General features: G+C 68.4%; 21 protein-coding genes. 3 read left to right on the plus strand and 18 right to left on the minus strand.

Features of this window, described 5'->3' with window-relative positions; translation table 11 throughout:
* The first annotated feature begins 8 nt into the window (after nt 1–8).
* The gene (locus tag R3F55_01290; protein ID MEZ5666075.1) at nt 9–917 is read left to right on the plus strand and encodes an aminotransferase class IV; all 909 of its coding nucleotides are present in this window, start codon (nt 9–11) and stop codon (nt 915–917) included.
* Between the two features lie 49 nt (nt 918–966).
* On the opposite strand, the gene R3F55_01295 is transcribed toward R3F55_01290, so the two are convergent.
* The 10 genes from R3F55_01295 to R3F55_01340 all read right to left on the minus strand — a co-directional run bounded on the left by R3F55_01295 (nt 967) and on the right by R3F55_01340 (nt 11067).
* Entirely contained in the window at nt 967–2475 is a 1509-nt protein-coding gene (locus R3F55_01295; GenBank protein MEZ5666076.1) for an amidohydrolase, read from the minus strand.
* Nucleotides 2472–3413 (minus strand): nucleoside hydrolase, encoded by a 942-nt coding sequence (locus R3F55_01300; protein MEZ5666077.1) that lies wholly within the window; start codon nt 3411–3413, stop codon nt 2472–2474. Before R3F55_01300 ends, R3F55_01295 begins: the two co-directional genes overlap by 4 nt.
* Before the next feature lie 13 nt (nt 3414–3426).
* Nucleotides 3427–4320 (minus strand): ABC transporter permease, encoded by an 894-nt coding sequence (locus R3F55_01305; protein MEZ5666078.1) that lies wholly within the window; start codon nt 4318–4320, stop codon nt 3427–3429.
* Entirely contained in the window at nt 4317–5357 is a 1041-nt protein-coding gene (locus R3F55_01310) for an ABC transporter permease (GenBank protein MEZ5666079.1), read from the minus strand. The genes R3F55_01305 and R3F55_01310 overlap by 4 nt, the downstream gene beginning before the upstream one ends.
* Nucleotides 5354–6928, minus strand: a complete 1575-nt coding sequence (locus tag R3F55_01315; GenBank protein ID MEZ5666080.1) for an ATP-binding cassette domain-containing protein — start codon at nt 6926–6928, stop codon at nt 5354–5356. The genes R3F55_01310 and R3F55_01315 overlap by 4 nt, the downstream gene beginning before the upstream one ends.
* 20 nt (nt 6929–6948) lie before the next feature.
* On the minus strand, nt 6949–7821 hold the full coding sequence (locus R3F55_01320; protein ID MEZ5666081.1) for a BMP family ABC transporter substrate-binding protein: 873 nt from the start codon (nt 7819–7821) through the stop codon (nt 6949–6951).
* Nucleotides 7818–8012 carry a hypothetical protein gene (locus tag R3F55_01325; protein MEZ5666082.1) on the minus strand — a complete coding sequence of 65 codons (195 nt, stop codon included), beginning with the start codon at nt 8010–8012 and terminating at the stop codon, nt 7818–7820. The genes R3F55_01320 and R3F55_01325 overlap by 4 nt, the downstream gene beginning before the upstream one ends.
* A 241-nt stretch (nt 8013–8253) precedes the next feature.
* Nucleotides 8254–8583 carry an NIPSNAP family protein gene (locus R3F55_01330; GenBank protein MEZ5666083.1) on the minus strand — a complete coding sequence of 110 codons (330 nt, stop codon included), beginning with the start codon at nt 8581–8583 and terminating at the stop codon, nt 8254–8256.
* Nucleotides 8580–10235 carry a choline dehydrogenase gene (locus R3F55_01335; GenBank protein MEZ5666084.1) on the minus strand — a complete coding sequence of 552 codons (1656 nt, stop codon included), beginning with the start codon at nt 10233–10235 and terminating at the stop codon, nt 8580–8582. Before R3F55_01335 ends, R3F55_01330 begins: the two co-directional genes overlap by 4 nt.
* A gap of 4 nt (nt 10236–10239) precedes the next feature.
* Nucleotides 10240–11067 (minus strand): uracil-DNA glycosylase, encoded by an 828-nt coding sequence (locus tag R3F55_01340; GenBank protein ID MEZ5666085.1) that lies wholly within the window; start codon nt 11065–11067, stop codon nt 10240–10242.
* A 164-nt stretch (nt 11068–11231) separates the two neighbouring features.
* On the opposite strand from R3F55_01340, the gene R3F55_01345 reads away from it, so the two are divergent.
* Nucleotides 11232–11915, plus strand: a complete 684-nt coding sequence (locus R3F55_01345) for a TetR family transcriptional regulator C-terminal domain-containing protein (GenBank protein ID MEZ5666086.1) — start codon at nt 11232–11234, stop codon at nt 11913–11915.
* Between the two features lie 541 nt (nt 11916–12456).
* On the plus strand, nt 12457–13587 hold the full coding sequence (locus R3F55_01350) for a Gfo/Idh/MocA family oxidoreductase (GenBank protein ID MEZ5666087.1): 1131 nt from the start codon (nt 12457–12459) through the stop codon (nt 13585–13587).
* A 38-nt stretch (nt 13588–13625) separates the two neighbouring features.
* Here R3F55_01350 and ugpC read toward each other — a convergent pair whose 3' ends face one another.
* The 8 genes from ugpC to R3F55_01390 all read right to left on the minus strand — a co-directional run bounded on the left by ugpC (nt 13626) and on the right by R3F55_01390 (nt 23191).
* On the minus strand, nt 13626–14714 hold the full coding sequence (gene ugpC, locus R3F55_01355; GenBank protein ID MEZ5666088.1) for a sn-glycerol-3-phosphate ABC transporter ATP-binding protein UgpC: 1089 nt from the start codon (nt 14712–14714) through the stop codon (nt 13626–13628).
* Nucleotides 14715–14726: 12 nt separating this feature from the next.
* Complete coding sequence (locus R3F55_01360; protein ID MEZ5666089.1) at nt 14727–15578, minus strand: carbohydrate ABC transporter permease; 852 nt, start codon at nt 15576–15578, stop codon at nt 14727–14729.
* 4 nt (nt 15579–15582) lie between these two features.
* Nucleotides 15583–16485, minus strand: a complete 903-nt coding sequence (locus tag R3F55_01365) for a sugar ABC transporter permease (protein MEZ5666090.1) — start codon at nt 16483–16485, stop codon at nt 15583–15585.
* Between the two features lie 93 nt (nt 16486–16578).
* On the minus strand, nt 16579–18051 hold the full coding sequence (locus R3F55_01370) for an extracellular solute-binding protein (protein MEZ5666091.1): 1473 nt from the start codon (nt 18049–18051) through the stop codon (nt 16579–16581).
* Between the two features lie 324 nt (nt 18052–18375).
* Nucleotides 18376–19455 (minus strand): C45 family peptidase, encoded by a 1080-nt coding sequence (locus R3F55_01375; GenBank protein MEZ5666092.1) that lies wholly within the window; start codon nt 19453–19455, stop codon nt 18376–18378.
* An 11-nt stretch (nt 19456–19466) separates the two neighbouring features.
* Complete coding sequence (locus tag R3F55_01380; protein ID MEZ5666093.1) at nt 19467–21812, minus strand: penicillin acylase family protein; 2346 nt, start codon at nt 21810–21812, stop codon at nt 19467–19469.
* Nucleotides 21813–21846: 34 nt separating this feature from the next.
* On the minus strand, nt 21847–22935 hold the full coding sequence (locus tag R3F55_01385) for a GTP-binding protein (protein MEZ5666094.1): 1089 nt from the start codon (nt 22933–22935) through the stop codon (nt 21847–21849).
* Nucleotides 22907–23191, minus strand: coding sequence for a hypothetical protein (locus R3F55_01390; GenBank protein ID MEZ5666095.1), 285 nt, complete (start codon nt 23189–23191; stop codon nt 22907–22909). Before R3F55_01390 ends, R3F55_01385 begins: the two co-directional genes overlap by 29 nt.
* Nucleotides 23192–23222 lie beyond the last annotated feature (31 nt).

Here is a 23222-nt window from a genome sequence, read left to right on the forward strand (position 1 = left end):
CGCTGGCCGTGAGCGACCCCGACCCCTTCGCCAGGGGCACGGCCTTCGTCGACGGGGCCTATGTCCCGATCGCGGACGCGAAGATCTCGCTCCTGGACTGGGGGTTCATCCGCTCCGACGTCACCTACGACGTCGTCCATGTCTGGCGCGGCGCCTTCTTCCGGCTCGCCGACCACCTCGACCGCTTCGAGCGCTCGATGGCCGGTCTGCGCATGCGGATTCCGTACGATCGACAGGCGATCACCGGAATCCTGCGCGAATGCGTGCGGCGCAGCGGCCTGGCGAACGCCTATGTCGCAATGGTGACCACGCGCGGCGTGCCGGCACCGGGCATGCCACGCGCGCGCCCGAGCCTGATCGAGAACCGGTTCCATGCCTATGCACTGCCTTGGATCGACGTCATCCCACCCGACGTCCAGCAGCGCGGCGCGCACCTGATCGTCGCCACGACGCCGCGCATACCGGCGGACTCGGTCGACCCGACGATCAAGAACTACCACTGGGGCGATCTGGTCCGGGCCCTGTTCGAGGCCGAGGACGCCGGCGCCGACAATGCGGTCCTGCTCGACCGCGACGGCTATGTGACCGAGGGGCCGGGATTCAACATCTTCGCCGTTCACGACGGCCGCGTTACGACGCCCGACCGCGGCGCGCTCGAAGGCGTGACCCGACGGACCGTGATCGAGATCTGCCGCCAGCTTGGCCATCCTGTGGCGATCGGCCAACTGACGGCGGACGACCTGCGCGCCGCCGACGAGATCTTCGCCACCACCACCGCGGGCGGCGTCATGCCGGTCTCGCGCATCGACGCCGCGATCCTGGCCAACGACAGGCCGGGCCCGATTTCGACACGGGTCAAGGACGTCTACTGGGCCTGGCACGATCAGGACCGCTTCCTGACGCCGGTCGAGCCCTGAGCCTCAAACGACGCGTCGCGCTTCGGGACCGGTGCCGGGCGTGCGGCCCCTAGGCAGCGCCGTCGCCCGCATACCGGTCGAGGCGCGGATGGCATGATGCGCGCCTGTGGATCTCGGCGAACCACGGCTCGAGGGCCCGGTTGGCCAGTTCCGACTGCGCATGCTTCTTCAGCAGCGCCGGTACGGCATCCCTGATCTCGGCAAGGACCGCCCGTTCGTCGACGACCGTGAGCGCGCCGTCCTTGAGGACCCAGCGGCCGGCGACCATGACCCGCTCTATCGACGAGCCGTTCTCGGCGAACACCAGATGCTTGGCGATGTCGTTCAGCGGCGTGAACGCGTAGCCGGCGAGGTCGAGGACGATCAGATCGGCGGCCTTGCCCGGCTCCAGCGAGCCGGTGGTCGCGTCCAGCATGGCGCTGCGGGCGCCGCCGATGGTGGCAGCGCGCAGCACATCCTCGGCGCCGAGCCAGCGGCCGTAGTCGGGACCGGTCGCGCTGTGGATCAGGCCGGCGACGCGCATCACATCGAAGATCCGCGCGGTGTCGTTGGACGAGAGACCGTCGGTGCCGAGCGCAACGGTGACGCCGGCGTCCATCAGCCTGCGCACCGGCGCAATGCCGGCACCCAGCTTCTGGTTCGAGATCGCATTGTGCGCGACCGAGCAGCCGGCCGCCCCCATCAGCGCGATGTCGTCGTCGTCGACCCAGACGGCATGCGCGATCGTCGTATTGCGGCTGAGCACGCCCAGGTCGGCCATGTGGCGGACCAGGCTCTTGCCATAGAGCATCGGTCCGGTGACCGCCTGGGTCACCGTTTCCAGCACATGCAGGTGGAACGGCACGCCCGCTTCCACCGCCAGAGCGTGACAGACCTGCAGCATCGCCGGCGTGCATCGCTGCGGCGCCGACGGCGCGATCATGTAGTTGAGCCGCCCGTCGCGGCCGGCGAAGCGCGCAAGCGCCTCGCGGCAGAAGGCAATATAGGCCTCGACCGACACCGGCGGGCCCGCCGGCAGCAGCGTCTGCACCTCGGGCGGCATGATCGCGCGGGCGTACGGCAAGGCGTCGAGCGCCGGCACGTCCATCACCACGCTGGAGACGTTGGCGCGGATGCCAGCGTCCGCATAGGCCTGGAACACGATGCCGAGGCGGTCGATGTCGTGCGCGGGCGGATCGAAGAAGTCGTCGCAGAGCAGGGTCACGCCGCCGCGCAGCGACTCCATCGCCAGCAGCAGCGAGCGCAGGTAGAGCAGCCGCGGCGGCAGCGGCTCGGCCGCCAGCATGCCGTAGGCGTAGAGCAGCCAGATCTCCAGCGGCATGCGCTCGTAGCGCCCCTTGAAGAATGTCTCGCTGGAATGGGTATGGGCGTTGACCAGCCCGGGCATGACGAGGCGGTCGCGACCGTCGACGATCTCGGTCCCCTCCCCCGCCTGCAGGTCCGGCCCGATCGCGGCGATAGCCGCGCCGTCGATCAGGATGTCGCCGCGGACCGGCGCGCAGCCAGTGCGCGCGTCCATCGTCACGATCGTCGCGTCGCGGATCAGGGTGCGGGTCACGGCAGCCGCGCCAGGGCGTCGAGCAGCAGGCGGTAATAGGCCTCCGGGTCGCCATCGCGCACCCAGAAGGCGTTGCGCGGCCGGTCGGTGATCCGCCACCAGTCGGCGACCGACATGCCGAGAGTCAGCGCACTTTCGGTCTCGATGCTGACGTTGATTGCGCGGCCGGTGAAGATCTCCGGCGCCAGCATGAAGGCCGGCACGCAGGGCCCGTGCAGCGGCGCGCCTTCCCAGCCGTACTTGGCCAGGTCGAACGCCTGCGAAAAGGTCAGCATCTCGGCCGTGGCGACGGCGCAGCGGGTGCCGACGGCGCGCATCGCCTCGAGCCGCGCCGGCGTCGACAGCATCCTGTGGGTGACGTCCAACGGTAACAGGGTCGTCGGGATGCCGGCCGCAAGCACGATGGCGGCGGCCTCGGGATCGACGAAGACGTTGAACTCGGCGCTTGGCGTGATGTTGCCGACCTCGAAATAGGCCCCGGCCATGGCGAACAGTGCCTCGATCCGCGGTGCGATGTCCGGCGCGCGGGTGAGTGCCGCGGCGAGGTTGGTCATCGGCGACAGCGAGCAGATGGTGACCGAGCCGGCCGGCGCGGCCCGGATCGTGTCGACGATGAAGTCGACGCCCGGGCGCGGATCGACAGACGCGGCAGGCAGCGGCAGGTCCGGCCCGTCCAGGCCGGTGGGACCGTGGACATGCTCGGCCATCACCAGCGGGCGGGCAAGCGGCTGCGCCAGCCCGGCCATCACCGGAATATCGGTGCGGCCCGCCAGCTCCAGCAGCTTCAGGCAGTTGGCGACCGTGTGATCGAGGCCGATGTTGCCGGCCGTCGCCACCAGGCCGAGCACCTCGAACGCGTCCGGCCGGCCGAGGATCAGCATGATCGCGGCGGCCTGGTCCTGGCCCGGGTCCGTCGTGATGATCAGCTTGCGCGGCATCTCGTGGGGTCCGCTAGTAGTCGCGCAGCTCGGCGAAGCCGGACGCGGACCTGGCGCCGCCGCGCAGCCGGCCGCTGAGCCAGACGCCGAAGATCGTCGCCAGGTATGGCAGCGCGAGCAGCAGGTCGTGCGGGACGTCGTCGCCGAACACGAGCTGCGCCCGAATGCCGAGCGCGCCGACGATGGCGAAGAACAGCGCCGCCAGAGCTGCACCGAACGGGTGGCCCGCGCCGAAGATCACGGCGGCGAAGGCCATGAAGCCGCGCCCGGCGGTCATGTTCTGCGAGAATATCTGCAGCGATCCGGCGGCGAGCTCGGCACCGCCGATGGCGCACAGCACCCCGCCGATCATCAGCGCGGCCAGGCGCATCAGCGACGGGCGGACGCCGACGCCGCGGGCGGCGAACGGATGCTCGCCCGAGGCGGCAAGCTGGAGGCCGAAGCGGGTCCGCCGCAGCAGGACCCACATCGCCACGATGACGAACGGCATCGCCAGGACGAACACCGATAGCACGCCGTAGTCGCCGAACGCCTCGCCCAGACGCGGCACGCCGAACGGCGCCGTCACCGCGGCCTGGGTGCCGAAGATCGACTGGACCGCCAGCGCGGTGCCGCCGATGCCGAGCCCGGTGAGCCCGAGGCCGGCGATGATCGGGTTGGCGGACAGCTTCTCGATCACGAACCAGAGCAGGACCGAGGCCGCCACACAGAGCACGATCGCGATCAGCATCGCCTGCAGAAAGGATCCCGTCAGCACGATGCCGACGACCGTGGCGCAGGCGCCGATGATCATCACGCCCTCGAGCCCGAGATGCCAGACGCCGGCGCGCTGGGCGATGACGCCTGCCAGCGCGACGTAGATGAGCGGGGTGCCGGAGCGCAGGACGGCGATGATGATGTCGGTCATGTCCGCCGCCCCCCAAGCCTGAGCAAGCGGTCGACCAGGCCCGACTTGGCCGTGATGAACAGCGTGATCGCCGCATTGACGATGTCGATGGCCGCCGCCGGCAGCCCGGCCATGATCGGCAGGTAGAGCGCGGCGGAGGCGAGGCCGCCGAAGAACAGCGCCACCAGCGCGGTGCCGAGCACGGACAGCTGCGCCACCAGTGCGATCAGGACGGCGGTGAAGCCGTGACCGGGCAGGAACCCGCTGGCGATGCGGCCGTTGGGGCCGAGCAGCTCGATCGCTCCGGCGAGCCCCGCCAGCCCACCGCTGATCACGAAGCTCGACAACCCCAGCCGCCACAGCTTCGCCCCCTGCCAGCGCACCATGGTCGGATTGCGGCCGGACAGCCCGGCGAGCACGCCGAAGGCCGAACGGTTGACCAGCAGCCACATGGCCACGCCCACGCCGACCGCAAGGCCGACGATGGTCCAGGAGACGCCGAGCGAATCGCTGATGCGATAGGCGGCGTCGAGCGGCCGGCTGGAAGCCTGCTGGCCCGAACCCGACGGGTCCTTCAGCGGCCCGGACGTGACATAGACCAGCAGCAGCGCGGCTAGGAAGTTCCCCATCAGCGTGGTGATCACCTCGTCGGTCCCCGACTTCAGCCGAAGCAGGCCGGGCCACAGCCCCCACAGCCCGCCGCCGATCGCGCCGGCGACGAGGCAGGCCGGGATCACCAGCGCCGCTGGCGCGCCGGCCAGCCAGTCGCCGACGAAGGCGGCGCAGATCGCACCGACATAGAACTGCCCCTGCGCACCGATGTTGAAGTAGCCGGCCCGGAAGGAAAGGCCGACGCCCGCGGCGGTGATGAACAGCGGCAGGGCCCAGCGCAGGCTCTGTTCCCAGGCGCCCGGGCGCAGGAAGGCGCCATCGGCGATGGCCTGAAACGTCAGCGGCACCGAGTAGCCGGCGAAGGCGAAGATCACCCCGCACAGCGCGAGCGCAATCAGGATGAAGATGCCCGCGCGGATGACGCCGACCAGGCGCGCCTGGATCATGCCGCCCGCTCCGCCGCGCCGGTCATCGCCGCACCGACGGCACGGACATCGTAGGGCGGCGCGAACGTGCCCGCGACCCGGCCGGACAGCATGACGACGACGCGGTCGCTGATATCGAAAAGCTCGTCAAGGTCAGAGGAGACCAGCAGGACGCCGCAGCCGCGGTCGCGGGCGGCGCGCAGCGCGCGCCAGACGAAGGCGGTCGCGCCGACGTCCAGGCCGCGGGTCGGCTGGGCCGCGATAATGACGCGCGCATCGTCGTCGATCTCGCGGGCGAGGATCACCTTCTGGGCATTGCCGCCGGAGAGCGCGCCGGCACGCTGGCCGGTGCCGGCGAACACGACGTCCCAGGCCTGCAGGGCGCGGTCGCAGGCCTGTCGCAGCCGCGCCGGGCTGATCGGCGCCAGCAGGCTGCGCTGCAGCAGCGCGCGCGCCGACCAGTTCTCCCACAAGGGGCTCGACAGGCTAAGGCCCTCGCTGTTGCGCTCAAACGGGATGATGCGCAGCCCGCGCGCGCGACGTTGCAGCAACGACTGCGCGGTGACGTCGTTCCCATCCAGCAGGACCTCGCCCGCCGACAGGCCGGCGAGCGCCGCGATGGCGCGCACCAGCGTGCGCTGGCCGTTGCCCTCCACCCCGGCGACCCCGACGATCTCGCCCTGCCCGACGGTCAGCGAGACGCCGTCCAGGGCCGGGCCCTCGGCATCGGCCGCTGTGGCGCAGCCGCGCAGTTCGAGCGCCGGCCGGGCCGCTGCGTGCGAGGGGCCGTGGTGCCCTGCCGGTTTCGCCGCGTGTCCGGTCACCGCCTCCGCGTCTTCCTCGCTCAGGTCCTTCGCGGCGGCCGAACCGATGATCAGTTCCGACAACCGGTCCGCATCCACGTCGGCGCAGGGCACCGGCCCGGCCACCAGCCGGCCGCCGCGCAGGACCGTCACCGTGTCCGCGATCGCCAGCACCTCGCGGATCTTGTGCAGGATCAGGATCACGGTGACGCCGCGCGCCTTCAGTGCGCGCACGCGTGCGAACAGCGCCTCGATTCCGGACGGCGACAGCACCGCGGTCGGCTCGTCGAGGATCAGCACCTGCGCGTCGGCGACCAGCGCGCGCGCGATCTCGACGCCCTGCTGGGTCTCCACCGGCAGGTCGCGCACCCGTCGGCGCAGATCGACGCTCACGTCGAGGCCACGCAGATGGTCGCGCCAGCGTCGCTCCAGACCGCGGCGGCTGAAAATGCCGGCGCCTGCGGTGGCGCCGAATTCCATCGCCTCCGCCACCGTGAACGAAGGCGGCAGCGCAAAGCTCTGGTGTACGATCTCCACGCCGGCGCGGCGGGCCGCACGCACGTCGCCTGCCGGCACCGCGCGACCGCCGATGGTGACACGCCCTTTGCCCGGCCGAACGATGCCGGCGGCGACGCGGGCAAAGGTGGTCTTGCCCGCGCCGTTCTGGCCGACGACCGCATGCACCATTCCCGCGGGAAACCGAAGGCTGACGTCGCTGAGCGCGACGACGTCACCGTAGGTCACGGTGATGTCGTCGCAGGTCAGCGCAGGCAGCTCGTCGCGTTCCATGCCGCCGGCCGCAGACGTGGTCAGAGCTCCGTGTTGAATGGCACGGCGATCGAACCGTCGAGGATGCCGGCCTTCGCCGCCTCGATCTCCGGCCAGACCTCCTGTGTCCGCGCCACCAGGTCGGCCGGGCCGTTTTCCTGGTAGACGGGCGACAGGATGAAGTCGATCACGCCGGTGCCGAGGCCCGTCGGCACATGGCCTCCGGTCCAGTCGTCGGACAGCGCACTGCTGACCTCGTTGTACAGCGAGGCGCCGAAGTCGAGACCGACAATGCTGATCACCGAAGACGGGCCGAGCGGATATTGCGCCGGGTCGAGCGCGGAGACCATGCGCCCCTCGCCTTCGTTGGCCGCGGCGATGATGCCGCCGTCGGTCGCCGCGGAATCGGTCTGGATATAGTCGATCCCGTCGCTGAACATCTGCGTCGCGATCTCCTGGCCCTTGGCCGGGTCCTGGAACGATCCGGCAAAGGCGGCGGTCACGGTCGCGTCCGGATTGACGGACTGCGCGCCGGCCTTCAGCGCGTTGAAGTCGGCGTTCAGCGGCGGGATCGAGATGCCGCCGATGTAGCCGATCTTGCCGGTCTTGCTCATCCGCGCCGCGAATATGCCGGACAGATAGCAGCCGAGATAATAGTCGTAGGAGACCGTGACGACATTCGGGATCGGCGGCTCCATCGGGTCGCCGAACAACTGGATCCACCGGGTGTTCGGATAGACCGGAGCCAGCGCCTTGAACGGCTCGGCGACCTCGTTGAAGGTCGAGACGATGATCGATGCCCCTGCGTCGCCGAGGGTGCGGAACACCGTCTCGTACGTCGCCGGATCGACGGCATAGATTGCGCGATACTCGAAGCCCTGTTCCGACGCCAGTTGCTCCAGCCTGGCGATCATGCGGAATCGACCGGACCGCTGTCGCCGGCGGCCTGGGTGTGGACCAGGGCGACCAGCCCTGTCTGCGCGTTCGCCCGTCGCGACACCATCCCGCCCGCCGCACCGAGTGCGCCGGCGCCGAGCGCGCCCTGCAAGAGCCTCCTGCGGCCGATACCGGCATGGGGCGCCGGTCGACGTGTCGTCTGTGTCATTGCATAGCTCCCTTCGTCAAATGCCGGTCACCGGCCGGCAGCGGTTGCGAGGTCTCGCTCAGTTCCGGTCCAGTCGCCTTCGCCGTCGGTGCGCCGAGCCCACGGGTACGACCCACCGACAGCCCGACGACAGGCGCCGCGCCGCGACGAACCATGCGCACTCGGCTCTCCGGCACCACCGGCCGGATCGCCGCGCCGCCTTTGGCGGCGGGCGATGACGCATCGTGTCTGGCCCCGCGCGTCATCGGCTCAGGCATCGGGCGAGAACGGCGCAGGATCTGGTGATCATCACATCCTGGCTCTGGATCGCATCGAGCGTCCAGATGCCGGCGATGAAGCGCTGCCATTCGGGGTCGGCATACATCGCGGCCCGCCGCGCCTCGCGGTCGGCCAGGCTGTCGTAGCCCCACATTAGCACGACCGTATGCAGCTTGCCGATCTCCGACACCCAGGTGCCGAGATAGCGGTTGAGGTGCCGCTTCTGCACCGGCAGCCCCTCCGCTTCGTACTTCTTCAGCCAGCCGTCCACCGCGCCAGGGCGGAAGCTGTACATCCGGTGCTCGACGATCATGCCGCGTCCTCCGTGCCGGTTATGAATGCGGCGGCCTGCTCGCCGATCATGATCGCCGCGGCGTTGGTGTTGCCGCTGCAGATGATCGGCATGATCGACGCGTCGGCGATGCGCAGGCCGTCGAGCCCGTGTACACGCAGCCGTGCGTCGACCACCGCCTGCGGGTCGATGCCCATCTTGCAGGTGCCGACGGGGTGGAAGGTCGTCATCGCCGTCGCCTGCAGCCAGGCCACGATTTCCGCATCGCTGTCGACCTCGGGGCCGGGCGCCAACTCGCGACCGCGATAGGCGTCGAGAGCCCGCTGCGCGACGACCTCGCGCGTACGTCTGACGCCGGCGATCATCGTGCGCCGGTCGGATTCGGCATCCAGGTAGTTGGCGCGGATCAGGGGATCGTCCGCCGGGTCGGCCGACTTCAACGTGATCGTGCCGCGGCTGTCAGGGTTGACCGGCCCGACCCGGATCGTGAAGCCGTGGTTGGCCTCGGTCGGCGGTTTGCGGCGGAACAGCTTCGGGAAGTGCAGGTTGGCGGTCTTCTCCAGCGCCGGCATGAAGTGCAGCTGCACGTCGGGCGCGACCAGCTCCGGCCGCGTGCGGATGAAGGCGCCCGACTCGTAGGGGAAGGTCGTGGCGACGCCGGTGCCGAACAGCATGCCCTGCACCAGGGACCAGGCCAACCGGTCCGCCCGCAGATCGCGATAGAGCGTCACCGGCGCGGTGCATTCCCACACCATGACGCAGTCGACGTGGTCCTGCAGGTTGCGGCCGACCCCGGGCAGTTCGTGGACCGTGTCGATGCCGTGCGCGCGCAACGCATCGGGCGCGCCGATGCCCGACAGCATCAGCAGTTGCGGCGACTTCACCGTGCCGGCGCACAGCACCACCTCGCCCTCCGCCCGGGCGATGCGGCGGCTGCCGCCATGCCGGTAGGCGACGCCGACCGCGCGCCCGTTCTCGACCAGGATCCGCTCGCTGAGGGCGTCTGTGCGGACGGTCAGGTTGCGCCGGTCGCGGATCGGACGCAGGAAGGCGTGCGACGTCGACCAGCGCTTGCCGTCGCGGATGGTGAAGTCGTAGCGGCCGAAGCCCTCCTGCTCCTCGCCGTTGAAATCGTCGTTGACCGGATGACCGGCCTCGGCGCCGGCCGCGACGAACGCGTCGTGCAGCGGGTTGCGGCTGCGCGCGCGGCACACGGTGAGCTCGCCGTCGCGGCCGTGATAGGCGCCGTCGCGCTGGACGTGCCCCTCCGAGCGGCGGAAGGCAGGCAGCACCGCATCGTAGGACCAGCCCGCCAGACCGAGTTGCGCCCATCGGTCGTAGTCGTGGCGGTTGCCGCGCACGTAGAGCATGCCGTTGATCGTCGAGCAGCCGCCGAGCACCTTGCCGCGCGGCCAGTACAGCGAGCGGCCGTTCAGATGCGGTTCCGGCTCGGTATGGTTGTGCCAGTTGTAGATCCCGCTCTGGAACAGCTTGCCCATCAGCATCGGCAGCCGGAACAGCGGGTTGCGGTCCCGGCCGCCCGCCTCCAGCAGCAACACGCGGGTGCCGGGATCGGCCGACAGCCGGTTGGCGACCACGCAGCCGGCCGAACCGGCGCCGACGACGACATAGTCGTAGCCCTCGGTGGCCGCGCTGTCGGGCTCGGCGGTCACGGCGTCACCATGCGATCGGCGCCGCACCCATCGCCTCCAGGCGACGGTTGCAGATCTCGAACGGATTGTCCCGGCCCAGCACCTGCTCGGCGAAGGCCGGATGCGCGCGCAGGACGCATGCGCATGGCGCGGCGGCATCCTCGCCGAGCCCGGCGGCCCGCAGCGTCGCCGCGGCCGCGTCGCCGAAGCCGAGGAACACCACCGGCGTGCCGCGGTCGCGCAGATAGGCGATGACACGCTGCATCAGGGGGCGCCACAACGGCAGATGCCCGCGGGCCTGGTGCGGATCGACCGCGACAGCGAAGCGCGACAGCGTCAGCGAGGTGTTGAGCAGCAGCACGCCCTGGCCGACCCAGCGCTGCGCCAGCGCATCCGGCGGCTCCAGCTCGACCAGGCCGCTTTCGACCGCCGTCAGCGTCGTGTGCCAAGCCGCGAACGAGTCCGCATACCGGCTGTCGCCGCTGCGTGCGGCCACGACGAGCTGCAGGAACGCGCGGACGCTCTTCGAGAACATCTTGTCGAGCTCGCGCCACGCCGCGACATTGCCGGCCTCGAACGCGCGGCCGGTGGCGAAGCCCGGCTCTGGATAGGGGTCCTGGCCCAGCACGACGCAGCGGACGGCGTCCGGCGCGATGCCGTCGAATGCGCGCAGCATGTGGGCGCCGGCGGGCGCGCCGGGGAAGCGCTTGCCGCGCCGCGCAGGGAACACCGGCTCCCACGGCTCCAGTTCCAGATCCCGGCCGATCGCATCGAAGTCGAGGTCCACGTCGGCTAGGACGGCGGTCCAGGCCGGCTCCAGGTCCGCAGACCATCCGGCCAGGATTTCCCGCATCGCCTGTTCGAGCCGCATCGGCATGCGCCGCCTTCCCCCTCGGCCCCGATGCGGGAATGAGGTCAAATCCTGACCGCAGTGTCAACTATTCCAATCGCTGTTCCTGACCGAAACGTCAGATTTCGCGCAAGCCGACGACGATGCTATAGAGCCCAGGACGTCGCGTGGCGCGCACCGCCGGCCACCGAGCACTGGAGCGCTGGATGACCGTTTCGGCCCGACGCAGGGGCAAACCGCCCGAGGAGAGGATCCGCGCGCGCAACATCGCGCGCATTCTGCGCGCGGCGGTCGATGTCTTCGGCCGCAAGGGCTTCGACGGCGCGCGCATTGCCGAGATCGCGTCGGCCTGCGAACTGCCGAAGGCCAATGTCTATTACTATTTCCCCACCAAGCAGGACATCTACGCTTCGCTGATCGAGAGCGTGCTGGCCGGCTGGGACCGCGCGCTCGAAGAGATCGACGCCGGACGCGAGCCTGAGGCGGCGATCCGCGCCTATGTCCGGGCCAAGCTCGACTACTCGCGCCGGCATGCGGCGGAGTCCCGCTTCTTCGCCAACGAAATGCTGCGCGGCGGCGAGTTCGTCACCCGCCGGCAGCGCCGGCACATGCGCGCCGTCACGGCCGACCGGGCCGCGATCGTCGAGCGCTGGGTCGCCGAGGGCCGACTGGCACCGATCGACCCCCGCCACTTCTTCATTCTCCTTTGGTCGGCGACCCAGTTCTATGGCGACTTCGAGAAACTGGCCGCCGACGCGCTGGACGTCCCGCGTCTGCGCCGCGCGGACTTCGACGCGGCCGCGGAGGCGATCGCCGCGGTCGTGCTGCGCGGCTGCCTGCCCACGCCCTGACCGGTGGGACGGCGCCCACCGGCTCCGCCGCTGCGACGCCGGCCCACCCCGGTCCACCCGCACGGACGCCGAAGCGGCCACGCGGACACCCGAGGCGAAAGGCGAGGTGTCCCAGCCGGTGCCGAGGACCCGCTGCCCCCTCCCGACGACCCCTGGGATGCGGACCGGATCGTCGCGGCGAGCGCGGAGGCGGTCGACGCGGTCGCCGCGGCCGGTTAGGCCCGGGCGTGCGGCGGGGTTGCGGCGGGGTTCCGGAATCAGCGGCTTAGTCTGCGGTTGGGCTAGGCCGTTATGTTTTTGGTTGTGAGGGGCGCAATCGGCACTGTTAGCTCTTCGCACTCCTCGGGCTTCGGGCCGATCGGCGAACCTCAATGTGGGAGCCAGCGACCACCATGAGCTGGTTCTGCCCGTGGTCGCGATTTGACCTTCCGGCAGCAATGCGCGGCAAATGCCAGATTCACCCAGCGCAGCAGCGGCACATTCCTTCCCGTCGCTCCATAGATAATCTGGATGGAGCAAAGGGGAGGACAGTTCATGGCAGTTGGAATCGGGATGCTGGGCGCGGGCTTCATCGGGCAGATGCCATTCGCTCGCGTTCTCCACGGTCCATATCGCGCGCATTTCGCCATCGGTCGATGCAAAGCTCGTCGCGTTGGTCGACAACGACCATGCCCTGGCCGAGGAGGTGCGTCAGCGCTACCGGTGGGAGAGCGTGGCCCCGGACTGGCACACGATCGTCGCAGATCCGAAGGTCGACCTGTTCATCAACTCCGGGCCAAACGACGCGCATGCCGAGCCGACCATCGCGGCCGCGCGCAACGGCAAGGCCGTGTTCTCGGAGAAGCCCCTGGGCCGAACCGCCGGCGAGGCCTACGCCATATGGGAAGGGGTCGAGAAGGCCGGTGTCAGGCACATGTGCGCATACGTCCACCGCTTCGTGCCAGCCTTACGCCTGTTCCGCGACATGGTGGCCGCCGGCGAATTGGGCCGAATCCGCCACTTCCGCTCAAACTTCCTGCTCGACATGCAGCACCCGGACGGGCACCTGTCGTGGCGCTACAGCCTGGGTGCGGCCGGTGGCGGCGCCACCGGCGACCTCGGCTCGCATCACATCGACCAGGCGAGGTTCCTGCTCGACACCGAGGTGCGACGCGTGTTCGCGATGTCCAAGAGCTGGAGCAAGGACAGCAAGGGCGCGGTCACCGACGTCAACGACGACTGGTTCATGGCCGGCGCCGACCTCGACAATGGCGCGACTGCGAATTTCGAGTGCTCGCGGGTCACCGAGGGGCATGCGCTGACCGGGCGGATCGAGGCCGACGGCACCAAGGGCACGCTGCGTTGGGACATGGAACGGGTCAGCGAGCTGACGCTCACCGAGCCGCGCAAGGGATCCCGGCTGATCAAGGCCGTACTGCCGGAGCATCCCTACAGCGACTTCTGGCTTCCGGTCGGCATCCAGGGCGCCTTCGCGGTGGGTTGGCGCGACGCGTTCTGCCACCAGGCGCATCATATGCTTGCGGCCATGGACCAGGACCAGCCGATCGGGCCGATCGGCGCCACATTCGAGGACGGATACAAGGTGGCCGAGATCGTCGACACGATTCTCAGGTCGGCCGAGAGCGGCCGTGCGGAGGACGTGGCATTCCGGCCCGCGCCGGCGCGCGGATAGGCTTTGCCCTCCGGTCCCGGGCTCCCGACAGCCCGGACTCAGCGCAGCGCGCGCTGGGTCTCGGCGTCGAACAGGTGGAGCTGCGACAGGTCGATCGCCATCGTCGCGCGGTCGCCGGTGCGGGCGCCATGCCGATGGTGCAGCTTGGCCAGCACCTCATGACCCGCGAGATCGAGCCCGAGTATCGCCTCGCCCCCCAGAGGCTCGACGAAGCTGATGCCGACCTCAACCTGATGTGGCCGCTCAAACTGGGGATCGTCGATCTGGCCGACATGCTCCGGCCGCACGCCGAGGATGACCGGCAGTCCAGGCTCCAGGCCCGCCGGCGCGCCGGGCAGCGGTAGCGTGGCATCGCCGCTGAGAAAGGCGATGCCACCAGGGGTCGCGGCAATCACGCCCGTCAACATGTTCATCGCCGGGCTGCCGATGAAGCGTGCAACGAACGTGTTGTTCGGCCGGTCATAGAGCTCCTCGGCGCCGCCGACCTGCTCCCAGATGCCGGCCCGCATCACGGCGATGCGCGTCCCCATGTTCAGCGCCTCGACCTGATCGTGAGTAACATAGACAAATGTGGTGCGCAGGCGCTGGTGCAGCTTGACCAGCTCGGAGCGCATGGTGACCCGCAGCTGTGCGTCGAGGTTGGACAGCGGCTCGTCCATCAGGAACACCGCCGGCTCCCGCACGATCGCGCGGCCCAGCGCGACCCGCTGGCGCTGGCCGCCCGACAGATGCCGTGGACGCCGGCCAAGCAACTCCCCGATCTCGAGGATCCGCGACGCGTCCATCACGCGGCGCTCCACCTCGCGCCTGGGCACGCCGCGATTTCGCAGCGCGAATGCCATGTTGTCGTAGACAGTCATGTGCGGGTAGAGCGCGTAGGACTGAAACACCATGGCGATGTCGCGTTCGCGCGGCGGTAGGTCGTTGACCACGCGCTCGCCGATCCTGATCTCGCCGCCGGTCAATTCCTCCAGGCCGGCCAGCATGCGCAACGTGGTCGACTTGCCGCACCCCGACGGGCCGACCAGGACCAGGAACTCGCCGTGGCCGATGTCGAGGTCGATCTCGTTGACGACCGTGGTATCGCCGAAGGCCTTGGATACCCGGGTGAACGTCACGCTGGCCATGGCAGCGGCCTCCTATCCCTTGATGCCGCCGGCCGACAGGCCGCGCACGATCCAGCGCTGAGCGATGATGCCGATGGTGATGATCGGGATCACCGCGATCATCGCCAGCGTCGACATGATCCACCAGTAGGACCCGGCCTCGTTGGCCTGGCTCGCGATCAGCACCGGCAGGGTCTGCGCCTTGCGGAAGGTGAGAATCAGCGCGAACAGAAATTCGTTCCAGGCAAAGATCAGGCAGATGATGAAGCTCGCCACCAGCCCCGGCGCGGCGAGCGGCAGAGCGATGCGGAAGAACGCCGTGATCCTGGTGCAGCCGTCGACCAGGCTGCTCTCCTCGATCTCAAGCGGTACGTTGCGGAAGGCGTCCCGCAGCACCCACACCGCAAGCGGCAGGTTGAACAAGGTGTAGGCCAACGCAAGACCATAGGGATCGTCGAGCAGGCCGACGAAGCGGTACATCAGCAGGAACGGGAAGACGATGACCACCGGCGGCATCATCCGCTGCGAGATGAAGAAGAACGCGATGTCGTCGTTCTTGATGAAGCCCCAGCGGTCGCGGAAGCGGGCGAGGCCGTAGGCCGCCAGCGCCCCGAGGAACGTCGCGGCGGCGGCGCTGACCAACGACGCGATCAGGGAATTGGTCAGCGCGTTGAGCACCTGGGAGCCGTAGTCGTTGATCACCGTCTCGAAGGCGGCGAGGGTCGGCTCGAAGTCGATCCACGGGATGTATCTCGGCACCGGGAAGATCGCCGACTGCGACTTGAATGCCGTGCTGACCATCCAGAGCAGCGGGAAGATGATCACCGCGCTCCAGATTGCGAGCACCACGTAGAACAGGATGTTGCGCCGGGTCTTGGCCTTCATTGCATCACTCCACCGCCCGCAGCACCAGCTTGCGCAACACGCCGAGGAACAGCATCGCTGCGACCACGGTGACGATCAGCAGCGTAAACGCCAGCGTCGAGGCGTAGCCCAGGTCGAAGTTCCGGATGCCGACGCGATAGGCGTAGATGGTGAGGGATTCCGTCGCGATCCCGGGCCCACCGTTGGTAAGCACGACGATGACGTCGACGATCTTCAGCATCTCCACGCTGCGGATGAGCAGCGCAGTCACCGTCCAGGGCAGCAGCAAGGGGAAGGTTACGCGCCAGAAGGCCTGCCAGTCGGATCGGGTGTCGATGCGGCCGGCCTCGACCACCTCCTCGCTCACCGACTGCAGACCGGCGAGCAGGATCAGCATCATGAACGGCGTCCACTGCCAGGTGTCGACGATCAGCACCGTCACGAAGGCGAGGACGCTGTCGCTGAGCCACGCCACGGGCGCGATGCCGGAACGGATCAGCAGGTCGTTCACCGGGCCTGCCGCCTCGTTGAACATGACGCGTCCGACCACGAACGAGATCGCGATCGGGCTCAGCATCATCGGCAGCAGGAACAGTACGCGGAAGAAATTCCGCGCCTTGATCTCGGCGTTCAGGACGACGGCCAGCAGCAGGCCGAGCCCATACTGGATCGGCACGCCGACGATCACGTAGAGCACGGTGTTCAGCGCAACGCCGTGGAAGTGCGTATCCTCGAACAGACGCGCCCAGTGGTCGACGCCCGCGAACGCGATGCCGGCGTCCGGGTTCGATAGGTTCCAGTGGACGAAGGACAGGCCCAGGGACATGACGAGCGGGAAGATCGCCATGACTATGACCAGCGCCAGCGGAGGCGCTATGAACACCCCCGCCGCACGCCGGTCGCCCAGCCGCGCTAACAGACGCCACATGGTTCCGGACTCTCGGTCGCCGCGCGCCCGTGCAACACGGAACGCGCACACCGGCGGCCGGCGCTCGTCACCGCGCCGGCCGCCGGCCAGCGGCTATTCGCCGACCGAGGCGACGTAGAGTTCGCGCTGGCGATCCCGGCCGAGACGGTCGGTCGTCATCTCCCAGCCGTCGGACGCGTTCTTCATCGCCTGCTCGGCGCTGATCTCGCCGGCCATGAAGCGCGACGCCTCGACGTCGAGCAGGTTGTAGTACTCGCCGCCACCGGGAATGCGCAGGTCGAGGACCGAGTTCGGATGGCTGATCGCCTTGCCGATCGAGCCGAGATACTCCTCGGCATCGACCGGATCCATCCCTGCATCGACCAGATAGCTGGCCCCCTCGATATTGCTGGTCCGCGACGGCTGGATGCCGGAATCCGGATAGGCGACCAGGATGGGGCTCGACACCGGGTTGCACAAGAAGGCCGCGAGATCCCAGGCGGCCTCCTTGTTCTCGGCCGTCTTCGGTACGCCGAACAGCCACGCGGTGGCGGCAAGGAAGGGTGCGAAATTCGCCTCGCCCGGTACGTCCTGCCATGCCTGGGCTGCCCGGCTGAACACCTGCCTGCCCCCGGGAACCAGGCTGGTCCCGCACTTGCCGCGGATCTGCGATTCGGTTGAATAGGACAAGGTCCTGATATCGCCCCAGTCGGTGACGATCGCCGCCTGTCCGCTGACAAACGTCGGCCGGGTCTCCGAAAAACCGTACTGCGACAGCCCCGGAGGCCCGTTCTCCGAATCGCGCCGCCAATCCTCGAGAGCCTGAATCCACCCGCCTTCGGTCAGGCGCGGAGACATCGACTCCGGGTTGAAGAAGACGTGCGGATCGCCCTCCTGCTTGGAGTAGCTGATGCCACGCCCTATCAGGAAGTAGACGCCGCCTGTCCCACGGCCCATCGGCTCGAGGATGCCATAGGAGCGGCCGGTGCCCGACCAGTCGAAGCTGTTGAAGAACTTGCCGACGTCGGCGAACTGTTCCCAGTTTTTCGGCACAGCGAGTTCGTATCCATATTCGTCGGCGAAGCGGGCCTGATGGTCAGCATTCCCGAACAGATCGCGGCGATAGAACATGTTGTGGCAGTTGCCGTCATAGACGATGCCCAGCATGTCGTCGCCCCAGTTCATCGCATCGCGATAGGTGGGGTAGTAGTCGTCCATCCCGATCAGGCCCTGGACGTCCTCGGGAACCGTCTCCAGGAAGCCGCCGCCCATGAAGTCGCCGGCCCAGCCGCTGAGGAAGTTGAACAGATCGCTGGTATAGATTCCGGTAGCGAGTTCGGTGCGCAACTTCTCGAACATCTCACCAAAGGAATAGGTGACAAGCTCGATGGTCGCGCCGGTCGCCTCCTCCCAGATCGGGCCGAATTTCTGGATCGGTCCGCTGATCACGGGTCCGGACTGTGAAGCGACGATAACGGTCTGGCCGTCGAAACGCTTGTCCGACACGATCGGCAAGGTCACGTCGTCGCTCTGGGCCGCGACCCGCCGGCCGATGCCGGCAAGGACCGCCGCGCCAGCCGAAGCCATAAGGAACTCGCGCCGATTGGCGCCGCGAGGCACATGCATAACGAATCCTCCCCAATTCGTTCTATTTTCGGCGTCTGGAAATCCTGGCGCCGGCACCTCACCGCGACGCGGTACCCCACCTCTCGGCTTCGGTACAATTCTGATGCTATCCTGGCGCTCCCGTCTTGCATAGGGGCCCCGGCCAGTCTCAATCATGCTTGGTCGACCCAAGCCGCGCCCCGACAAAGACCACCTGGACAGGACCTGCCCCTGCAGGCTCTTCGCCTTTTTCCTGGCGCCGAATGCTTGGCAAACACCGACCAGCCAGGTCGCACCGTTTCGAGCTCAGGAGCGAGGCAGCAGGATGTAGTCCGATCCGTCGGGCGGGCCGTCCGTGATGTGTGCGCTGCCTTCACTGAGGTTCATGATCACCGAGAATACCGTTTGCAGGCGCTTGCCCTCGGCATCCTTCGGATCCTCGCGCCGGCTGATCGCATCCGGCCCGTTGGCGCGGTCGCGCAGGACGTCCATGGCCGCCTCGACGCTGACGCTGCCCCGTCGCTCCTCCAGCAGCCGGCGCACGCGCGCCAGACGCGGATAGCTGTCGGGCAGCACGTGCTTGCCGAGGTCGCGGACCTCGATGAGGCGCGGACTGCAGATGTGATTCGTGTGGCACAGCATGTCGCGATCCGGCAGCAGCACGTCGAAGTCGCTGGGGATGGCCTCGATGTCGAGGGCTTCGGCCCCGGCCTGCGCAACCAGATAATTGGCAGCGGACGCGACCGGCCCGGTCGCAACAGCCTCGATGGCGTCTCCCAGGTTCTTCGATTCCAGGATCCGCCGCAGGACGATGTGCAGAGGCACCCCGTCCTCGCGCAGCTGGTCGGTGACGAGGGCGTTGAGGCAGACACCAAGCCCCGCCGAATTGAAACCGATCTTGCCGACGATACCGCCCTCGGTCAGCATGGTGATCGAGGGGCCATCATCGCGCTCGACCACCACGACCGTGAAGGCGTCGCGCTGCGATGCCCGCCAATCCCAGTTCTGGCACAAGAGCACCTCGCCGGCCGCAGTGGCCGATCCGAAGGCCGCAAAGGCGGTACAGCCGTCGACCAGGCGCGCCGATAGCGCGATCTCCGACCGTGCGTTCAGCGCCAGGATGTCTTCCAGGGCAAAGCCACTGCCCTCGGCCAGTCCTCGCATTTCCTCGAGAAGGTCGGGCGCATAGCGCTCGATCGCGGGCGCGTAACCGGCACCCATCTTTCGCGCTTGATCCCAGTCGAGGCCGACGAAGTCGGTGAAGAGGCGTTGATATGTTCGCACCGAGGCGGCCACCTGGGCCTGGGCGGCGCGCCCGTACTCCAGCCCGCGTGAGCGCGGATCACCGCCGACGCGAACGATCGGGAATGGGAAGTTGCCTCGCATCGCCCGCTCCTTCAGGTGTTCTGCGGAACCAGTCGGATGACCCGTTCGGCCGCCGCATCGACCGCCGCGCGACTGTAGAGCATCGGCACGTAGTCGCCCTGCGACCAAAGCCCGGCAAGGTCCGCATAGTGCGGTGAGCGCGGGTCGCCTGACTGGCCAGGTGAATTGATCCATCGGCTGTTGTCCCAACCGCCGACATCGATGACCATGCGCACGGTGGCGCCAAGCACGGCGCGGAAGTCGGTGGCGCGGTACATCATGTTCATCGGTGTGGACTCGGTACCGCCGACGGGCAACGGACCCACATCCCACACCTCAGCGCCCACCGATCCACGCAGCGGAGTCAAGTCGTGCGGGAAATAGCCGTGGTGCAGCCGGCCCCATGCCCAGCCTCCGGTGTCTTCGCCCATCAGGGCCCGGCAGTCACGCAACGCCTCTCCGAGCGTCTTCAGCAGCAACCCGTCACGGGCTTCCGCGCCCCCCTCGAACAATGCGCCCGGATGTTCCAGCACATACGCGATCCCATCGGGATCGCCCGGTGCCATCAGCGAGCGAACCGCCTCGTCCGGCATCGCCCGCGCAATGACGGCCGGGCGCAGAAACCGGGTCCACCAGACCTCGAACAAAGCCGCCTCCGGACTGTCCGGACCGGTGCTGCAGTCCCAGTTGGTCAGCAGGGCAAGGGCTGTGACGAGTCCTGCGTCGTCGGATTGCAGACCGTGCAGCAACGCCGTAATTCGCCGCGCCGGGATCGACAAATCATCCGTCTGCAAGGCGCACGATGAAGCCACGCTGACCCGCGGTGTTGCCGCAAAAGCCTCGGCAATCCGCGTGGCACGCGAGCGGTCGAACCACTCGAACCCGATCTGCTTCTCGTGGTGCGGCCAGTCGGCCGGCACATTCATCTCGTTTGCGGTGGCAAAATAGCCTGCCTTGGGGTTGAGGACATTGGGTAGGTCGTCGGCATTGAAGAACCCCTCCCATTCGAACCGGCCGTCGCCGGGCACCGGCAGCAGTCCGTCCCAGTTGCGGCGGATCGGCGACCGGCCGACGGCCGACCAGGAGATGTCTCCCTTACGATCGGCGAAGACCATGTTGACCGCAGGCACCGCCCACCGCCGCATCTCGCGACGGAAGGCCGTGTGATCGCGCGCCCGCATCGATGCGATACTGGCCATGTAGGGCGCGGAACCGGGCTCGAACCAGGTTGAGCGGATCGCGAAGGCCCGGTTCGCAGCGGCGTCCGCCTTCACCACCGGGCCGTGGCGCGTGAAGGTGAGCGTGACCTCCTGGTCCGGTGCGCCACGGACAGCGATCGTCTCCCGGATCGTCGTCATCTCCTCCCAGCCGTCGCCGTAGCGATAGCGGCGCGGACGGCCGGGTTCGGTCTCGTAGACGTAGACGTCCTCGGAATCGACGCCGAAGAACAACGTCAGGCCGAATGCGATCTCGCCGTTGTGCCCCATCATGATGCCGGGGATCACCGGTTCGCCGGCACCGATACCGTCGAATTCCGGCGACGACAGATGCACCAGGTAACGCAGGGCGGGAACGGCGTGGGCGCGATGCGGATCGTTGGCGAGGATCGGCCGGCCGGTGTCGGTGCGTTGCGGGGAAACGGTCCAGTTGTTGGAGCCTTCACTGGCTGCAGTCCGCTCCACGGCACCGCCGGCCGCAACCGTCGCCCACTGTTCAATCTCGTCGACGCCCGCGTCCAGCCGTTCGCGGCTGAACGTGACAGGAGCCATCGCCAGCTTGAACACGTTCAGCATGTCGTCCGGCAGGCTCGCCAGGTCGAGGCCCTCCGCGGGCGTCGGGACGCGCGGTGGGTCGAGGTTCTGGCGCAGAAGGTCGACGCCAGCGTCCGCCTTCGCCATCACCCTGGCACGCGCTGCCTCCGAGAGCGCGTTGCGCATCCAAGAATGGACCCGGATGCGGACCACATCCTCGGGTCGCCAACGCGCCGGTCGAGTCCCGAGCTCGACGAATTCGGGCGGCAGCCAGTCCGGATGGTCGTCCAGCAGTTCGATGTAGCTGTTGATCCCGCGCACGAAGGCGGTGCAGATCGCTTCGGCGTCGTCGCCATATGACGCCCACTCGGCGGCCATGTCGCCGCGGTACAGAAACAGGCGTGAGGCACGGTCCTGCGCCGCATAGCCAGGGCCGAAGTCGTGCGCCAGCAAGCCCAGGCCCCGCTTGCGCCAGAGGTCGATCTGCCACAGGCGGTCGCGGGCGGCGTTGAACCCTTGGGCGAAGAACAGGTCGTCGATGTTATGGGCGCGGATGTGCGGCACCCCCCACCGATCGATCACGATCTCGACGGGGTCGGTGAGGCCGGTCGCTTTGATCGTCGTCATCTGCATTGCGAAGGCCGCCCAAGCTCCTATCAGATCAGGCCAGGACCCGCTGCACCGAACGCGGTTCCGAAGCCGCAACGGCCGCATCAGCCAGGAAACGGACCAGCGCACGCTCGATGCGGCGGGTGTCCAGGTCCTGGACGATGAAGACGATGCGGGAGGAATGGTCCCTGTCGGGCCAGCACTCGAGATGCACGGGGTGATGGATCACGTTGCGCACGACATCGAGGACAATCGGGCCTGGCGCCTCCGGCACGTCGAGAAGCCCCTTGATGCGCAGAATCCGGTCGCCGTAGCGATACGCGAAGGCGCTGAGCCAAACGCCGAAGACCGTCCAATCGATGCGCCTGTGCGCACGCAACACGAAGCTGGAGACGCCGGCGTGAGCCGATCCGGCGTCAACCCCGTGCCCGCGGGGCTCCCCGTCGTGGTGCAGGCCGGCAATGCGTCCGAGCCAATCTTGATCCCCGCTGTCGGCTCCGGGTTGCGGGCCGGTTAGCACGCGCAGCGGATCGAAGCACGGCGCGTTGGCATCGCTGACGTCCGCCAGCGGGTTCAGCCGGGCGAGAAAGGACCGCCCGGCGTCGGCGGACATTGCGCCGTCCATGTCCGTCTTGGTCAGAACCAGCTCGTCCGCGATCGCCAGCTGTCGCAGTACCTCCGGCTGGTCGAGAACCTGGCCGCGCACGTGCAGGCAGTCCACGGTGCACACGACGTTGGCCAGTCGCATTTGGTTGCGGAGCATCGGATCGGCGATCAGCGTCTGGACGATGGGGGCCGGATCCGCCAACCCCGTCGTCTCCAGGACGACTCGGTCGAATGGCTCGATTGCCCCGGAAGCCCGACCGTCGATCAGCTCGCGGAAGCTCGCTCGCAGGTCGGAGCGGATGGTGCAGCAGACGCAGCCGTTCTGCAGGACCACCGCATTGTCGGTCACGTTGCGCACGAGCAGATGGTCGAGACCGACCTCGCCGAACTCGTTGATCACGACCGCGATCCGCTCAGCCGCATCGGAGGCGATCAGCTTGCGCAGCAGCGTGGTTTTCCCGCTGCCGAGCGCGCCAGTCAGAACCGTGACAGGCGTTGGTCGGCCGCTATCGGTCCGCATGCGCATCGCCCCCATCGTCCTCTCCATCGGTCACGGCGAGCGGGTCGACGCGCCCCCGGCCGATTTTGTCCGCGGCGGCCCAGACATGCGTCAGGTCCGGCACGAACAGCGAGCGGCCGGTTGCGCTGCGCACGACATACACACGTCCTTGTGCAGACAGCTTGACGCCGCTGTCGGCGAGGAGCCGGTTGACCAGCGCGATCCGCCGTTGGCGCTCAGCCACCGGATTGCGTCCGCCAGCCTGCTCGATCCACTCGGGCCCGCCGCTCAACAATCCGCATGCGCCGCACATGACGACAGCC

This window comes from Alphaproteobacteria bacterium, from assembly GCA_041396705.1.
Lineage (GTDB): Bacteria > Pseudomonadota > Alphaproteobacteria > CALKHQ01 > CALKHQ01 > CALKHQ01.

What these genes read in the sequence shown, in the direction of transcription:
- ugpC (MEZ5666088.1), bottom strand. Translation starts at nt 14,714, where the DNA reads ATGGCCAGCGTGACGTTCACCCGGGTATCCAAGGCCTTCGGCGATACC.
- R3F55_01370 (MEZ5666091.1), bottom strand. Translation starts at nt 18,051, where the DNA reads ATGGCTTCGGCTGGCGCGGCGGTCCTTGCCGGCATCGGCCGGCGGGTC.
- R3F55_01325 (MEZ5666082.1), bottom strand. Translation starts at nt 8,012, where the DNA reads ATGACACAGACGACACGTCGACCGGCGCCCCATGCCGGTATCGGCCGC.
- R3F55_01300 (MEZ5666077.1), bottom strand. Translation starts at nt 3,413, where the DNA reads ATGCCGCGCAAGCTGATCATCACGACGGACCCGGGCCAGGACCAGGCC.
- R3F55_01385 (MEZ5666094.1), bottom strand. Translation starts at nt 22,935, where the DNA reads ATGGGGGCGATGCGCATGCGGACCGATAGCGGCCGACCAACGCCTGTC.
- R3F55_01365 (MEZ5666090.1), bottom strand. Translation starts at nt 16,485, where the DNA reads ATGTGGCGTCTGTTAGCGCGGCTGGGCGACCGGCGTGCGGCGGGGGTG.
- R3F55_01330 (MEZ5666083.1), bottom strand. Translation starts at nt 8,583, where the DNA reads ATGATCGTCGAGCACCGGATGTACAGCTTCCGCCCTGGCGCGGTGGAC.
- R3F55_01315 (MEZ5666080.1), bottom strand. Translation starts at nt 6,928, where the DNA reads ATGGAACGCGACGAGCTGCCTGCGCTGACCTGCGACGACATCACCGTG.
- R3F55_01360 (MEZ5666089.1), bottom strand. Translation starts at nt 15,578, where the DNA reads ATGAAGGCCAAGACCCGGCGCAACATCCTGTTCTACGTGGTGCTCGCA.
- R3F55_01305 (MEZ5666078.1), bottom strand. Translation starts at nt 4,320, where the DNA reads ATGACCGACATCATCATCGCCGTCCTGCGCTCCGGCACCCCGCTCATC.
- R3F55_01375 (MEZ5666092.1), bottom strand. Translation starts at nt 19,455, where the DNA reads ATGCGAGGCAACTTCCCATTCCCGATCGTTCGCGTCGGCGGTGATCCG.
- R3F55_01310 (MEZ5666079.1), bottom strand. Translation starts at nt 5,357, where the DNA reads ATGATCCAGGCGCGCCTGGTCGGCGTCATCCGCGCGGGCATCTTCATC.
- R3F55_01320 (MEZ5666081.1), bottom strand. Translation starts at nt 7,821, where the DNA reads ATGATCGCCAGGCTGGAGCAACTGGCGTCGGAACAGGGCTTCGAGTAT.
- R3F55_01380 (MEZ5666093.1), bottom strand. Translation starts at nt 21,812, where the DNA reads ATGACGACGATCAAAGCGACCGGCCTCACCGACCCCGTCGAGATCGTG.
- R3F55_01340 (MEZ5666085.1), bottom strand. Translation starts at nt 11,067, where the DNA reads ATGCGGGAAATCCTGGCCGGATGGTCTGCGGACCTGGAGCCGGCCTGG.